Raw genomic sequence first — 14,709 nt, forward strand, 5'->3', positions numbered from 1 at the left:
ACCTCGACGACCTGTTGCTGGCAACGTATTCCGAGCTGCGGTCGCGCTCCAACATCACCGTCTGTGTCGGCGGTGGAATCGGCACGCCCGAGCGGGCGGCCGAATACCTGTCCGGGCGCTGGGCGCAGGAGTACGGCTTCCCGCTGATGCCGATCGACGGCATCCTGGTGGGCACCGCGGCGATGGCGGCCAAGGAGGCCACCACGTCGCCGTCGGTCAAGCGGATGCTGGTCGAGACGCAGGGCACCGACCAGTGGGTGGGCGCCGGAAAAGCCGTGGGCGGCATGGCTTCCAGCCGCAGCCAGCTGGGCGCCGACATCCACGAGATCGACAACAGCGCTTCGCGGTGCGGGCGGCTCCTCGACGAGGTCGCCGGTGACGCGGAGGCCGTCGCGGCTCGCCGCGACGAGATCATCGCGGCGATGGCCAACACGGCCAAGCCGTACTTCGGCGACGTCGCCGACATGACCTACCTGCAGTGGCTGCAGCGCTACGTCGAGCTCGCCATCGGGGAGGGCAACTCCACCGCCGACACAGACGGTGATGTTGGAGCGCGACCGCAGCTCGGAATACGTTGCCAGCAACAGGTCGTCGAGGTCTTCCCAGGAGTGGTGGCCGCCGGCGCGCCCACCCTCGATGTGCATGATCACCGGCTTGGTGGGCACTTCGGTCGCGATCCGGATGACCGAGCGGATCTGCTCGACCGTGCCGGGCTTGAACACGACGTGGCTGATGCCGACGTCGTTCAGCTCCTCGATCAGCTCCACGGCGTCCTCGAGGTCGGGGATGCCGGCACTGATGACGAGGCCATCGATCGCCGCACCGGACTGACGCGCCTTCTGCACCAACCGCTTTCCGCCGACCTGCAGCTTCCATAGGTACGGGTCGAGGAACAACGCGTTGAACTGATAGGTGCGGCCCGGCTCGAGCAGCGTTGCGAGCTCATCGACGCGTGCGCCGAAGATCTCCTCGGTGACCTGCCCACCGCCGGCCAGCTCGGCCCAGTGCCCCGCGTTGGCCGCGGCGGCGACGATCTTGGCGTCCACGGTCGTCGGGGTCATGCCCGCGAGCAGGATCGGCGAGCGTCCGGTCAACCGGGTGAACTTCGTCGAGAGCTTGACCCGGCCGTCGGGAAGGCTCACCACCGTGGGGGCGTACGTCGACCACGCCCGCGCCACCTCGGGGACGGCCCCGACGGTGAAGAGGTTGCGCTGCCCGCCGCGGGTCGCGGCGGGCACGATGCCCACACCCAGGCCCCGGATCACCGGCGCGGTCAGCCGGGTCAGGATGTCACCGGGCCCCAGGTCGAGGATCCAGCGCGCACCGGCGTCGTGCACCCGGCCGATCTCCTCGACCCAGTCGACGCGGCGCACCAGGATGGACTCGGTCAGCTCGCGCGCCAGCGCGACGTCGAGCCCCACCTTTTCGGCCCAGCCGCCGACGATGTCGATGCCGTCGGCCAACCGGGGCGTGTGGAAGCCGACCTCCACCTGCACCGGGTCGAAGACCGGTGCGAAGACGTCCCCACCGCGAAGCTTGTTCTTGCGCTCGGCCTCTTCCTTTTCGGAGATCTGCTGGCAGTACAGCTCGAACCGGGACAGCTGTTCGGGGGTGCCGGTGATGACGACCGAGCGCCGGCCGTTGCGAATCGACAGCACCGGCGGCAACACGGTGCGGACGTCCTGCGCGAACTCGTCGAGCAGGCGGCCGATGCGCTCGGGGTCGGCGTTGGTCACCGACACCATCGGTGGGCGGTCGCCGAGCACGGAGATTCCGCGCCGACGAGCCACCAGCGTCCCGGCCGCACCGATCAGCTGGGCCATCGCCAGCAGTTCGGCGTCGCGGGTACCGGCGGCCTTGAGCGCCTCGACCGCGAGCACCCCTTGCGAATGCCCCGCGACGGCCACCGGCGGGGTGTCGTTCAAATCCATGCCTTGGCGCGCCAGCGCGCGCACGGCGGCGATCTGGGTGAGCAGCACGCCGGGAATCGACACCGCGGCCGACGTCAGGTGCTTGTCCGACGGGACGGGGTCCTCGGCCGCGAGCGCCCGCACCCAGGTGAGCGGCTCGAAACCGATCGGGCGCACCACCACGAGCTCTTTGGCCACCGGCTCGAGCAGCAGCTCCACCTCACCGACCAGCGTTGCCAGGTCGGCCTCGATCCCGGCCGACGACACCAGTTCTTCCAGGGTTTCCAGCCAGGCGCTGCCCTGGCCCCCGAATGCGACGGCGTACGGCTCGCCGGCCGTCAGACGGTCGACCAGAGCATGGGTGTCCCCGGCAGGTGCGTGGGGGCCTTTCCCGTCGCGATCGGCGGACACCCGGTCGTGCTCGTGGATCGTCACGTCTATCTCCCTCAATGCGTCATGTACGTCTTACGTATCAGTGCTTTCAGCCGGTCCGAAGGGGACAGGAACTCGAGAGAGTCCGTCGATTCCGCATCGAATCGCGACCGAAAATCCGTCTGACCGGTGTGTTGTCGGCGGGCCGTCCGCATGGGTGGAGCGGCGCGGCGGACTGCATCGGCTGTACTAAGAGTGTCATAAGGATCGACCCCCGTTTCGCGTGGTGATTGGTTACTGGTGAGTTCTACGCATGGGTAACCGTGTCGTGGGTAACACCGGTCTGAATCGGCGGCGCGGGCCCCGCGAACAAACCCGCTGCGTGCAGGTGGTTACGGTCGAGTAGCTATAACTGCGCTGATCAAGGCAGTTTTGTTATGTAATCGTTATGTAAAAATTTCGAGCCGTCGAGCCGCGTCGATCCCGCCTCGGCCGCGTCGCGCGGGCGGCATCCGCGCCCGCCGCCGCCAGAAATGAGCGAACGAGTGTTTGCTGGGATCTCTAAGACTCGCGGCCCGACGGTGGCGGGTGACGGAAACCCGGCGGCTAGGCCCACTGGCCGAATTGCGGCTTGAGGATTTCGTTGATGTCCACCCCGACGCCGCCGACGCTGCGTTTGTCGATCTCGACCTGATGCAAATGGGCGGCCGGGTGGGCGAATCCCTTGGGTGACCCCCAGTTGTGCTGCCAGAAGTACGAGCCCAGACCGTCGTGCAGCGCCCAGTCGATGGTCTTCGAATTGGCGTACACACCTGTGCGCTGATGACCGATCACCGACTCCCAGGACCGCAGGTAGGGCGCGATCAGCTGTTTGTACTGGTCGTAAGAGGGGTCGTCGTCGATGGAGGCGTAGATCGGTGCGCTGGCGGGGCCGCCGGCGGCGGCGTGCAGTTGCATCCCGCGCTGCGCGTGCTGGAGCCCGGCGCTGGCCCCGCCGAGCCAATCGGCGGTGTCACCCTTCCCGTACTGATAACAGGAGACGATCTTCAGCCCGTTGCTGTTGAGGTCACGCGCCTCGGCGACCTGGATCGGCTTGCCCAGCATCCAGTTGCCGCCGGGTCGCCGGTCCGATACGTACCTGATCGAGCCCACGGCACCGGCGGCCCGGATCTGACTGGCTGGGATGACGCCGGCCGCGTAGTCCAAGAGGGTGCCGAGCGACGCCGACGCCGGTGTGGCGCCCATGGACGCGCCCGCGACGCCCAGGCCCACCAAGGCCGGGGTCGCGGCCGCCAGTCTGAGGAGGTCGCGCCGCGAAACCGATGACACAAGCGACAGGGTACGACAGTAACCCCATCCGACACATTGACCACACTGGTCACATCTGCATCACGGTGCCGCATCCTGGGTTTGGGGTGACGCCGCCGTGGGCAGCACGATGACGCTCACGCCGTCCAGGCCGCGGCCGGCGGTCTGCCGGGCGATCTCGTCGAGGAAGTGTGCGGCCGCCGGGTTGATCGATCCCGCCCAGGCCCGGAAGCCCTGGACGATGACGGGGTCGCGCTCGAGTGACGGTTGCACTCCCCGCAGCACGCACACCACGTCGTCGGGCAGTGGGTCGGCGAGCTGGTTGTCGATCCAACGCCGGGCGAGCTCCGTGGCCGCGCCGTCGTCGGCCAACTTGATGACCTCGCCGGCGAGGTCACGCAATCGATCGAACAACACCTGGCGCCCCGGCGTCTCGGCCAGTTTCGCCAGCAGGGTGCTGGCCGCCGCCGGCAGGACCATCTGCCCGAAGAGCACCGGAACCGGCAGGTCCCACTCCTCGAACAGGTCTGCGTACATGGCGGCGACGGGCTCGGACAGCGGCGCGCTGAGCCGCCCGATGACCCCGATGCTGTCGCGGTGGGTGGTCGCGAGCCTGCGCAGGATGTCCTCGTTGACGTCTTCGGCGGGACAATCGGTGGCGGCACGGGAGCGATCGATGGCCGCGATCAGCTGGTCCAGCCGGTCGCGCTGACGCATCAACAACGTGCGGTGCTCATCGAGCACACCCGCCAACGTGGTGCGCCCACCCGCGATCAGCCGCTGGATGTCGTTGATGCTGACGCCGAGACTCCTCATCAAATCGATGCGCAACAGGTCGAGCACCTGCTCGACGTCGAAGACCCGGTAGCCGTTGGACAGATGCTCGGCGCGCAGCAGGCCGATTTTCTCGTAGTGGCGGATGCGACCGGAAGCGATCCCGGTCAGGGCCGTGACGTCGCCGATCAGCAACTGCTCAGCCACCCCTTGACCTTACAACTGTGGCAAGGTCTGTACTGATCAGATGGAACGCGACCAGCTGATCGACCTCACCCGCCGCGCCTTGAAGTTGGCGCGCGACAGGACCACCGATCTCGCCCCGCAGGAGCACCGGGTCGAGGCGCGGGCATACACGTCGACCGAGCGCCACGTCCAGGACCGCGCCCTGGTGATGGCCAGCCCCCAGTTGGTCGGCTATGCCTCGGAGTTACCCTCCCCCGGCGCGTATTGCACCAAGACGGTGATGGGCCGGTCCATCTTGTTGACCCGCACGGCCGACGGATCGGTCAAGGCGTTCAACAACGTCTGCCTGCACCGCCAGTCGCAAGTGGCGACGGGATGCGGCAGCGCAAAGCGATTCACCTGCCCGTACCACGCGTGGACCTACGACAACACCGGGCGCTTGGTCGGCCTGCCGGGTCGGGAAGGGTTCCCGGACATCAGCGTCAAAGTCGACGGCCTGACCGAACTCCCGGCTGCCGAGTTCGCCGGATTCCTCTGGATCGCAATGGATCCCGGCTCTCCACTGGACGTCGCCGCACACCTCGGCCCGCTTGCCTCCGAGCTCGATTCGTGGGGCATCGGGCGGTGGTCGCCGCTGGGCGAGAAGGTGCTCGACTGCCCGATCAATTGGAAGCTCGCGGTCGACACCTTCTCGGAGAACTACCATTTCGCCACCGTCCACCAGCAGACCTTCGCCACGATCGCCCGCAGTAACTGCACGGTCTTCGATTCGTTCGGTCCGCACCACCGGTTGATCTTCCCGCTCAACACGATCCTGCGGCTGGACGAGGTCCCCGAAGATCGGTGGGATCCGTTCCAGAACATGGTCGTCATCTACGCGCTGTTCCCCAACATCGTGCTGTCGGTCACCATCGCCAACGGCGAGCTGTTCCGGATCTACCCCGGCGATCGACCGGGGAACTCGGTCACCGTGCACCAGAATTCGACACCGCTGGATCTGACCGACGAATCGGTGGCGGCTGGCGCGCAGGCGGTCTTCGAGTACGCCCACGCCACCGTGCGCGACGAGGACTACCGCCTCGTCGAGGGCCTGCAGGCCAACCTCGATTCGGGCGTTCGCGACCACTTGCTGTTCGGCCGCAACGAACCCGGGCTGCAACATCGCCACATCGCCTGGGACCGGGCGCTCGCCGAGGTTCGCGACACCTAAACCGCGCACACGACACGCCGCAGAACGTGTGCGTGGCTTCAGTCTCGATGCGGCTCCCTCAATCGTCGACGGTCAGCGCCGCCACGAGGTCATCCAATAGCGTTGCCAAATCGTCGCTTTGGGCGGCGCGCACCGTGGTCAACAGCCCGACCGCTTCCTGTCGGCGTCCCCGGGCCAACAGCTGCACCAGCAGGCCCGCGGCCGTCTGCAGGTCCCGGTCGGCGGGTTCGAGGTTCGCGACGGTGGTGGCCAGCACCTCGACCAGCTCCCAGTCCCGATACAGGGCCAGGGAGCGCTCGTTGAACGCGAAACCGGTCACGGGCGTGCCCCACAGGGTCCCCCTGTAGCGGTACGGGCCCTCCATGTATTCGATGGGCAGGCCGTGCGCGGGCGCGGGCACCAGTGGTTCCCCGACGATGTCGAGTTGCATGGTGCGGCAGGTGATCCGGTGGCGATCCGGCATATATCGGGCGGCCGCATGCGGCCGCACCAACGGCTGCACCGCCTCCGGCCATCGCACATAGCTGCTGACCGTGACCTCGACGTCTTCGGCGCACTCCGGCGGGATGGCCGGGTCGGGATGACTCATCGTCACACCGGTAAACGGCTGCAGCGCATTGGCGTTCGTGCGATCAAACTGCCGCCAGATGCTCAGGTCCACGCCGTTGTCGAAGTTGATGGTGCGCCATTCATGGGACCGGGCCCGCGGGTCTCCCCCGGTCCCGCCGCCGCCCGCGTACTTCGGGAACCACTGCCGGTCGATGTGACCGCTGCTGCCGGAAACCTGTTCGACGACATCGCCCCAACGCAGCGTGCCGGTCATCGCAATGCCGGTCTGGAAGTACGAGTAGGTCTCGGTTTGGCCGAAGCAGCAGATCTTCCCGTTGTATGTCGAGGCGCCCACCGGTGTCGGTGCGCGCGTTGGCGTTACGGCCAAGTCCAGGCGCATCGGACGACCCGACTGATCCTCGCCGACCAGGCTGACGCGATAGGTGTAGGGCAGCAGCTCCCCGTCGGCGTCGCGACACGTGGTCCACGACGCGGTGCCGGCCCCGCTGGAGTAATGGATGTCCAGATAACCCGGCGCCAGGCTGAGCTTGCGCTGCGCACCGGGCTTCATGTTGGCGGGCGGCATGTCGTAGTCCGTGTAGGTGCCGTAGTCACCGGTGGCGAGATCGAACAGCGCCAGCGTGTAGAAGTCCGCGACCACGGTCCCGCCGGGCCGGTTCTTGTTGAAGATGGTCAGGAAGGCAAACGATCGGTCGTCCTCGGCGGCATCGAGCTGCCCGGCGATGAACCAGGTGTCCGATTCCTGGTCCGGGTGTTCGCCCTCGGCGGCGGGAAAGTCCAGCTGGCTGTCGCCGGGCACCAACTGGAACGGGTAACTGCGCCAATCGCTGGTCATATGGGGCCTCGCTGCTTTTTTCGCTATGTTAGCGTCAATAGCGAAATCACGGTCACTGCGCCATGTGCGCGCGCCCAACCGTCGAGGAAGTGCCCGATGACAGCAATTGCCGACCACCGGTCCTACAGCGAACTCTTCATCGGGGGGCAGTGGCGTAAGCCCGCCAATCCCCAACAGCTCGCCGTCATCTCCCCGCACTCGGAAGAGCCGGTCGGACACGTCCAGGTGGCCGGGCCGGAGGACGTCGAAGCGGCCGTCGCCGCCGCGCGCCGCGCCTTCGACCACGGCCCGTGGCCGCGGATGTCCCACGCCGAGCGGATGGCCAAGGTCGAGCAGCTCGCCACGATCTACGGCGGCCACATCGAGGAGATGGCCGACCTGATCACCGACGAGATGGGCTCCCCGCGCAGCTTCAGCCGGATGGGCCAGGGGGCGGCTGCGGCGACGCTCATCCATCTGGCGCTGGCCGCCGCGCGCGACTTCCCGTGGGAGGAACGGCGCCAGGGCGTGCTCGGCGAAGTGCACCTGCGCAGGGCCCCGGTCGGGGTGGTCGGCGCGATCGTCCCGTGGAACGTGCCGCAGTTCCTGATCATGCCCAAACTGATCCCGGCGCTGATCGCCGGGTGCACCGTCATCATCAAACCCGCGCCCGAAACTCCCCTGGACGCTTTGTGGTTGGCGGAGATGATCGAGCAGCTGGACCTGCCCGAAGGGGTGGTCTCGGTGTTGCCCGGCGGCCCCGAGATCGGCGAGGCGCTGGTGCGTCATCCGGGTGTGGACAAGATCGCGTTCACCGGGTCGAGCGCCGTCGGCCGCCGCATCGCCGCTCTGTGCGGCGAACAACTCAAGCGGGTGAGCCTGGAATTGGGCGGTAAATCCGCGGCGATCATTCTCGACGACGCCGACATCGGCAAGACCGTCGCCGGATTGAAAACCGCAGGCCTGATGAACAATGGCCAGGCCTGCGTCGCCCAGACCCGCATCCTGGTCAGCGACCGGCGACACGACGAGGTCGTCGACGCGCTCGCCGACATGATGTCGGCCCTGCAGGTCGGCGATCCGGCCGATGACACCACCGACATCGGACCCCTTGTCGCGCAACGGCAACAACGCCGCGTCCAGGACTACATCAAGTCGGGTCAGGCCGAGGGGGCCCGCGTGGTCCTCGGCGGCCTGGACAGCCCTTCGGACCGCGGCTGGTATGTGCGGCCGACGCTCTTCGCCGACGCCACCAACGACATGCGCATCGCCCGGGAGGAGATCTTCGGCCCGGTGTTGACCGTGCTGCGCTACCGCGATGAGGACGACGCGATACGCATCGCCAACGAGACCGACTACGGTTTGGCCGGTTCCGTGTGGACCTCCGACATCGCACACGGCATGGAGATTGCGGCGGGGGTGCGCACCGGCACGTACGGCATCAACATGTACACGCTCGACATCGGCGCCCCCTTCGGCGGCTTCAAGCAATCGGGCATCGGACGCGAGTTCGGCCCGGAGGGGCTCGACGAATACGTCGAGTTGCAGACGTTGGTGTGCAAGGGGCAGTTGCCGCCGCTATAACCCGCCGTCAGTGCCCTGCCCGTGATCGGGGGCATATGGCGATTGCCATTTGCGATATCACCGGTGATATCACAATCCGAACCCGTCCCATGGTCGCGGCCATCGCTACGCCGTCTCCGGCCGCCATGACGGGTCGCGGCCCGGCGGTGCTACGTCGTCATCGGCCACTGGCGGGCAGCTGCAGGGTGAGCTCGACCGGGCAGCACAGCGCGCCGTGCTGATTGGTCACCTGGATCTCGATGTCCACGAGACAGCGGGGCGGGTCCACGGAGTCGTCGCGACGCTTGGCCACCGCGCGTCCCCGACCGATCATGGTGTCGCCGGCGTAGACCGAACCCGTCAGCCGCAAGGAGCGCCGCACCACGCGGCTGCTCGGGCCCGCCCAGTCGGTCGCGACACGGTCGGCGAAGCCGGCGAGGTGCATCGTGTTGACGTAGATTGTCGGATTGCCCTGGCGCCGCGCATATTCCGGGTCAAAGTGGCCCGGGAAGTAGTCCCACGTCGCTCCGGCGTTCTCGACCACTCGCTGGTAGCTGATGTGGTCGACCACCTCGGGCAGGTCTGCCGGAACGGTGATCGCGTCGAAGTCCAGGCCGTCGTCGCTCACGGCGATCCCCCCGGGGTGAACCGAAACAACGTGTTGCGGCACGTGGCGACCACCGTCTGGTCCTGGCGGCGATAGGTCTCCAGCGTCTCGACGAAATGGCCGACGCCCAGCCGCGTCCGCTTCTCCGGCGACACCGACACCAGTTCCTCGACGACGGTGAGCACGTCACCTTCGACGATGGGCTCGAGGAACTCGACGTCGTTGGCCGCGTTGATGAAGGTGGTGCCGGGCAACGGCACCCGCAGGACCAGGGACGCCGCCGGCGGCCTGCCCTGTGGCAGCCACGGCGGGGGGATCAGCCAACCCATCAACATCGCTGGGGGCGCCGGCAGCCCGCCCCACGTCCGGTTCGCGAAGTCGGCGTCCCAATAGGACCGATTGCGGTCGTGGACCATCGCCGCGAACAACTGGATGCGCGCGCCGCTGACCGCCGTGGCCGCGGTGCGGGGCTCGCTGGCCGCGCCGACCATCCGCAGCGCGTCTTCGTAGGTGCCGAAGGCCAGCTCGTAACTCAGATCCACGCCGCTCACATAACGAGCGGGTGCCTGCTGGGCACCGAATCCCATTGCAGCGTGCGGGAAGTGAAGTACCAGCCGCCACGCTCATAGATCAGCGTGTCCCGGAAGATCCCGGTGGCCCGCAACGTGGTGTCGCCGTACATGGCGGCGAAAAGCACGGCGACACAATGCTGTGTCGCGTTGACCCCGTCGACGCGGATCTCGTGGTCGAGGGTGACAAGCCGTTGTCCGTCACCTCCGTCGAACGCCGCACGCAGGTCGTCGAACGTGTCGCCGTCGCGGTGGTAGGTCGCGCCGGAGTGGCGGAACGTGGCGATCCAGCGCTCGCGGTCGCCGTCGGAGTAGGCCCGGTTGTGCCGGGCGTTCAGATTGAGGATGGCGGCTCGACCCGTGGCGGCCTGCAGCATTTGCTGTTCCTGATAGGACATGGTCATTGCGGTCTCCAGACTCTCCCGGGAAACGACTGCCAACGAGCGGACGGACGTAACATTAAAGTAACTTTCCGACGATTACGTAACATTAACGTAACTTACCGGCTAACGTTATAGCCCTGAGCTTCACGATCCCACGCCTCCTGAGTCACCCCCCGCTCGCGTAACAGGTCTTTGCGTATCCGCCCGATGACGTTCTTCGGAAGTTCGCGGACGGTCTCCACGAATCGCGGCACGCAGAAGTACGGCATCCGGGCCGCGCAGAAATCGAGCAGCTCGGTGTAATCGACTGTGGTCCCGGGCCGCAACGTCACCACCAGCAGGATGTCGTCCTCGCCCAACGAGCTGGGCACCCCGACCGCGGCCGCTTCGGCCACGGCGGGATGGCTCATGACGACGGCCTCCACTTCGACCGAGGAAACGTTCTCTCCCCGCCGGCGCAACGAATCCTTGCGGCGGTCGACGTAGGTCAGGTTGCCTTCGGTGTCGAGCCGGCCGAGGTCGCCGGTGCGAAACCATTCCTGGTGCGGAACCACCCGTGAGCCTTCGCCGACATAGCCTTCGCTCATCACACCCGGGTACCGGGCCCGGCAGGCGATCTCCCCGACCGCACCGGCGGACAGCGGGTCGCCGGCTTCGTCGACGATGCGTACGTCGAAGTTCGGATTCGGCCGCCCCGACGTCCCGGGGACCCCCTCGTCGGCCAGGGCCTTGACGGCGATCGGGAACGCCTCGGTCATCCCGTACATCGTGACAATCCGGCAGCCGTAACGGTTTTCGATGTCGCGATACGCCTTGGCGTCGATCGGAGCCGCGGAGATGAATCGCAGTGGCAGCTGCGCGTCCCGGGGGTCCGCGGGCAGGTTGTGCAGCATCGACACCATGGCACCGGCGCCGGCGAAGCCGATGGCGCCGCGGGCACGGATGTCGTCCCACACCTGGCCGGGGTGAAACGCCTGGGCCAGCACGGTCGTCGCGCCGAACAGCATCGGCGCCAACACGCTGGGAGCCGCGCTCAGGTGAAACAGCGGCATCGCCGTCCAGAGCACCTCCCCGTCCCGCAGTTCCCAGGCCGACGCGACGGTCGCGGCCACGGTGAACAGGTAATGCCATGTCGTGGCAACCGCTTTGGACGGGCCGGTGGTGCCCGACGTGAAGAACAGGCATCCCACCTCCCCCGCCGCGGTGTGCGCCCCGGCGACCGCCGGCCCCCCGCCGCGGTTCAATGCCGCCCGGAGTGAATCATCTTGCAGCACAACGCTGGGCGCGGCTTCCAGCGCGTCGGCAACCTCGTCGACCCTGGGCCGCCGCTCGGCATCCGTGAGGATCACCTTGGCCTGCGACAACCGCAGGGCGTGCAGCAGGAAGTCTGCCTTGTTGGCGGCGTTGACGGCCGCGCTCACCGCGCCGAGGCGCGCCGCACCCAGCCAGAAGTACACCCACTCCGGGCACGTTGCGGTGAACAGCGCCACGCAGTCACGCGGGCCAACGCCGAAGTCCGCGAGCATGTTCGCCGCGGCGCAGGACCGCTGCCGCATCTGCTCGAAGGTCACCTCGACGCCGGCGATCGACATCATCACCCGGTCGGGATATTGCTCGGCGCGCCGGTCGAGCACCGCCGGCACGGTGAAATCGTCGACGCCGAAATCGGAGGGCCCTAACGGCGCGCTCCGGTCGGGGTGCATCGGCTCGCCGATTAGGCTTTCGCGGCCGCCGGATCGGGCTCACCGGCTGCGGTGTAACCGAAGTCGGACGGCGAGGCCTCGGTGCCGGGGTAGAAGCGGTGCGCCCACCGGCGAAGGGCCGCATAGTCGTGCGCCTCTTCGGGAGCCAGGTTCGGCTTCTCCAGGTACTTCATGTTCTCCCACGTGAAGAAGTCCTGTTTGATGACTTCTTGCTGCAGCGCCAGGAATTTGGCCGCGCGACCGGTCGGCACGTCGCCCGTATCGCCGGGCTCGCGGACCGACGCCTGTGTGTAGAAGTAGTCGGTGTAGTCCTCGTCGACCGGCGTTTGCCCCGTGACCTGCACGGTGGCCACCAGCTCGCTCGGGAAGCGGACCACCCCCAGCCCCAGGGAGTAGTTGTCGTAGATGATCTTGGCGTCGACCGGCCCGTTGGGGGTCAGCCAGGTCGACGCGCGCCCGCCGCCGAAATGGGCGTTGACGGTCGCGTGCAGGTGATACCCGGAGACCTCGAACGACGCGGTGGTGGCGGGATTGGCGGCCTTGTGCACGTATTGCACGTGGTACGGGTCGGCGGCGTTCTCGATGATCATCTGCGGGTGCACCTTCACCCGGTTGAGCATCTGCGTGTGCGGGTGCAGCGGGTAATACTCGTTGGTTTCCAGTTCGGGCAGCACCGGCGGCTGCCAGTACGGTGCCCGCCCGTGCCGCTCGTGCCAGGCGAGGATGAAGCCGTACCACTCCACGGTCGGGTAGGTGCGGATGCGGACGTTGTTCTTGCAACCGATCTTGCTGTAGGGAATCAGCGCATTCGTGCCGTCACCCCGCCAGCGCCAGCCATGCCAGGGGCAGACGATGTTGTCGCCTTCCACCGTGCCGCCGACGCCCAGGTTGGCGCCGAGGTGTTGGCAATAAGCGTCCATCACGTGCACCTGGCCGGACTCGGTGCGGAAGATGACGAGTTCCTCACCGAAGTAGTGCGCCCGCTTGACCGCCCCGGCGGCCAGGTCGGAGCCGAATGCCACGATGAACCAACCGGTCGGGAACCGATAGGTCGACAGCGCGATGCCGGCCTGTCCGAACTCGCGTTCCGAGGGATCTCCCGCCGGATCCGAAGCCGGGTCCGAAATTGTATGCGTCACGAGCTCTCCATATCCCGCCCTGCCCAGGCGAGCCGAGCGCAACTGGGCCGCCCTTCGATCACCGCGGTTCGACGACAAGGTCTATTTTTACTATTTTAAGCATTGAACGTCAACGCGGCGCCAACGCGTCCGACAGAGCGGGGTTTGAAGATGACGGCTGCGGCGGTGGACCTTTCCGACTTCGCCCTGTGGCGCAACGGGTTTCCCGACGACCTGTTCGCTGACCTGCGGCGCAACACGCCACTGTTCAGGCACGAACTGACCCCCGGCGTGGCCAAGACGGTGCACCGCGATTTCTGGGTGGCGACCCGACACCGGCACGCCGTTCGCCTGCACCGCGACACCGAGTCGTTCACCGCGGCCGACGGGCCGCTGATTCAGCCGGTCGCGATGTTCTCGTCGTCGCCAACGATCATCACGCTGGACCCCCCGGACCTGAACAAACGCCGCAAACTCATCTCAAATGCGTTCAATCCGCGAGCGATCGCAAAGCTGGAGGACGGCATCCGGGCGCGCGCGGCGCGGATGATCGACGACCTGCTCGCCGCGGGCGGCGGCGACTGGATCTCCGACGTCGCCGACGCATTGCCGATGACCGTGATCGGCGACATCATCGGCATCCCCGATCAGGACCGACCGCGCGTATTCGACCTCTTCGACCGCATCCTGAAGGCGCTTGCGCCCGAAGCCCGTCCGACCGGGCAGGTGGAACTCGAGCTCTTCGCCTCGGTCTTCGACTACGCCATGGAGCTGACCGCCGAGAAGCGGCGTAACCCGACCGATGACATCTGGAGCACCCTGGCGTCGGCGGTGATCACCGGCGACGACGGTGTGGAATTCAGGTTGCCCCCCAACGAACTCGAATTCTTCTTCTTCGTCCTGGCTTTCGCCGGCAGCGACACCACCAAGAACGCACTCGCGATCGGGCTGCAGGCCTTTCTCGCCAACCCCGAGCAGATCGAACGCTATCGGACGGACGAGGGCCTGCGCCCGACCGCGATCGAGGAGGTGTTGCGCTGGGCGTCACCGGTGGCCTATTGGACGCGCACCGCGAAGGTCGACGTGGAGATGGACGGCCAGCACATCGCCAAGGGCGAGCGGGTGGTGTCGATGCTGCGGTCGGCGAACCGTGACGAGGAGGTCTTCTCCTCGCCATTCACCTTCGACATCGGCCGTCAACCCAACCCGCACGTGGCCTTCGGTGGCGGGGGACCGCACCATTGCCTCGGCGCGATGCTCGCGCGGGCGGAACTTCGCGCGGTCTTCGACGAGCTGTTGCTGCGCTGCGACGAGATCGAGATCGGGCCGGCCACGGTGGCTTATCCGAACCTGATGACCAACATGTCGATCTACGACGAGATGTCGATCTCGCTGACCGAGCGGCGCTAGCCGCCAGGTCAGTCGATCAGCCGCAGCGCGGCCTTGGGGCACTGGTCCACCGCGGCCCGCACGTCGATCTCGAGCCGCGGCGGCACGGGTCCGTCCGCGATCTGCACCACGTCCTCGTCGCCCAGCTCGAAGACTTCCGGCGCCAGCGATTCGCAGAAACCGTTGGCCTCACAAAGGTTTTCGTCAACCGTCACGCGCATCAGATGCCCTCC

12 protein-coding genes and 2 pseudogenes are annotated in these 14,709 nt (G+C 67.1%); 4 read left to right on the top strand and 10 right to left on the bottom strand.

Annotation, left to right across the window (positions count from 1 at the left end; translation table 11 throughout):
• Positions 1–14 precede the first annotated feature (14 nt).
• A pseudogene (locus A5704_RS27505) lies at positions 15–449 on the top strand (fatty acid synthase subunit beta domain-containing protein); the annotation flags it as partial.
• 60 nt (positions 450–509) lie between these two features.
• Here A5704_RS27505 and A5704_RS08060 read toward each other — a convergent pair.
• The 3 genes and pseudogenes from A5704_RS08060 to A5704_RS08070 all read right to left on the bottom strand — a co-directional run.
• Positions 510–2,345, bottom strand: a pseudogene (locus A5704_RS08060) (fatty acid synthase subunit beta domain-containing protein); the annotation flags it as partial.
• Between the two features lie 543 nt (positions 2,346–2,888).
• Complete coding sequence (locus A5704_RS08065; RefSeq protein WP_067888373.1) at positions 2,889–3,611, bottom strand: DUF1906 domain-containing protein; 723 nt, start codon at positions 3,609–3,611, stop codon at positions 2,889–2,891.
• Between the two features lie 60 nt (positions 3,612–3,671).
• Entirely contained in the window at positions 3,672–4,571 is a 900-nt protein-coding gene (locus A5704_RS08070) for a MerR family transcriptional regulator (protein ID WP_067760535.1), read from the bottom strand.
• A 40-nt stretch (positions 4,572–4,611) separates the two neighbouring features.
• Here A5704_RS08070 and A5704_RS08075 point away from each other — a divergent pair, with 40 nt between their 5' ends.
• Positions 4,612–5,760, top strand: coding sequence for an aromatic ring-hydroxylating dioxygenase subunit alpha (locus tag A5704_RS08075; protein WP_067888376.1), 1,149 nt, complete (start codon positions 4,612–4,614; stop codon positions 5,758–5,760).
• Between the two features lie 58 nt (positions 5,761–5,818).
• On the opposite strand, the gene A5704_RS08080 is transcribed toward A5704_RS08075, so the two are convergent.
• Positions 5,819–7,165, bottom strand: a complete 1,347-nt coding sequence (locus tag A5704_RS08080) for a secreted hydrolase (RefSeq protein ID WP_067888380.1) — start codon at positions 7,163–7,165, stop codon at positions 5,819–5,821.
• A 96-nt stretch (positions 7,166–7,261) separates the two neighbouring features.
• Between A5704_RS08080 and A5704_RS08085 the strand changes: the two genes are divergently transcribed.
• On the top strand, positions 7,262–8,728 hold the full coding sequence (locus A5704_RS08085; protein ID WP_067760529.1) for an aldehyde dehydrogenase: 1,467 nt from the start codon (positions 7,262–7,264) through the stop codon (positions 8,726–8,728).
• Between the two features lie 157 nt (positions 8,729–8,885).
• Here the strand turns inward: A5704_RS08085 and A5704_RS08090 are convergent, their stop codons facing one another.
• The 5 genes from A5704_RS08090 to A5704_RS08110 all read right to left on the bottom strand — a co-directional run bounded on the left by A5704_RS08090 (position 8,886) and on the right by A5704_RS08110 (position 13,108).
• Positions 8,886–9,335 (bottom strand): MaoC family dehydratase, encoded by a 450-nt coding sequence (locus A5704_RS08090; RefSeq protein ID WP_067760527.1) that lies wholly within the window; start codon positions 9,333–9,335, stop codon positions 8,886–8,888.
• Positions 9,332–9,805, bottom strand: coding sequence for a MaoC family dehydratase N-terminal domain-containing protein (locus tag A5704_RS08095; RefSeq protein ID WP_067760598.1), 474 nt, complete (start codon positions 9,803–9,805; stop codon positions 9,332–9,334). Before A5704_RS08095 ends, A5704_RS08090 begins: the two co-directional genes overlap by 4 nt.
• Positions 9,806–9,861: 56 nt before the next feature.
• Positions 9,862–10,287, bottom strand: coding sequence for a nuclear transport factor 2 family protein (locus A5704_RS08100; RefSeq protein WP_067760525.1), 426 nt, complete (start codon positions 10,285–10,287; stop codon positions 9,862–9,864).
• A gap of 95 nt (positions 10,288–10,382) precedes the next feature.
• Positions 10,383–11,969 carry an AMP-binding protein gene (locus tag A5704_RS08105; RefSeq protein WP_067888383.1) on the bottom strand — a complete coding sequence of 529 codons (1,587 nt, stop codon included), beginning with the start codon at positions 11,967–11,969 and terminating at the stop codon, positions 10,383–10,385.
• An 11-nt stretch (positions 11,970–11,980) separates the two neighbouring features.
• Complete coding sequence (locus A5704_RS08110; RefSeq protein ID WP_156670260.1) at positions 11,981–13,108, bottom strand: aromatic ring-hydroxylating dioxygenase subunit alpha; 1,128 nt, start codon at positions 13,106–13,108, stop codon at positions 11,981–11,983.
• A gap of 102 nt (positions 13,109–13,210) precedes the next feature.
• Between A5704_RS08110 and A5704_RS08115 the strand changes: the two genes are divergently transcribed.
• The gene (locus A5704_RS08115) at positions 13,211–14,497 is read left to right on the top strand and encodes a cytochrome P450 (RefSeq protein WP_369807448.1); all 1,287 of its coding nucleotides are present in this window, start codon (positions 13,211–13,213) and stop codon (positions 14,495–14,497) included.
• 8 nt (positions 14,498–14,505) lie between these two features.
• Here the strand turns inward: A5704_RS08115 and A5704_RS08120 are convergent, their stop codons facing one another.
• The gene (locus A5704_RS08120) at positions 14,506–14,697 is read right to left on the bottom strand and encodes a ferredoxin (RefSeq protein ID WP_046185638.1); all 192 of its coding nucleotides are present in this window, start codon (positions 14,695–14,697) and stop codon (positions 14,506–14,508) included.
• Positions 14,698–14,709 lie beyond the last annotated feature (12 nt).

The organism is Mycobacterium sp. E735 (genome assembly GCF_001666955.1).
Taxonomy (GTDB): Bacteria; Actinomycetota; Actinomycetes; order Mycobacteriales; family Mycobacteriaceae; genus Mycobacterium.

Coding starts and splice junctions, on each gene's coding strand:
- A5704_RS08075 (WP_067888376.1), top strand. CDS start 4,612: ATGGAACGCGACCAGCTGATCGACCTCACCCGCCGCGCCTTGAAGTTG.
- A5704_RS08080 (WP_067888380.1), bottom strand. CDS start 7,165: ATGACCAGCGATTGGCGCAGTTACCCGTTCCAGTTGGTGCCCGGCGAC.
- A5704_RS08085 (WP_067760529.1), top strand. CDS start 7,262: ATGACAGCAATTGCCGACCACCGGTCCTACAGCGAACTCTTCATCGGG.
- A5704_RS08095 (WP_067760598.1), bottom strand. CDS start 9,805: ATGGTCGGCGCGGCCAGCGAGCCCCGCACCGCGGCCACGGCGGTCAGC.
- A5704_RS08100 (WP_067760525.1), bottom strand. CDS start 10,287: ATGACCATGTCCTATCAGGAACAGCAAATGCTGCAGGCCGCCACGGGT.
- A5704_RS08105 (WP_067888383.1), bottom strand. CDS start 11,969: ATGCACCCCGACCGGAGCGCGCCGTTAGGGCCCTCCGATTTCGGCGTC.
- A5704_RS08120 (WP_046185638.1), bottom strand. CDS start 14,697: ATGCGCGTGACGGTTGACGAAAACCTTTGTGAGGCCAACGGTTTCTGC.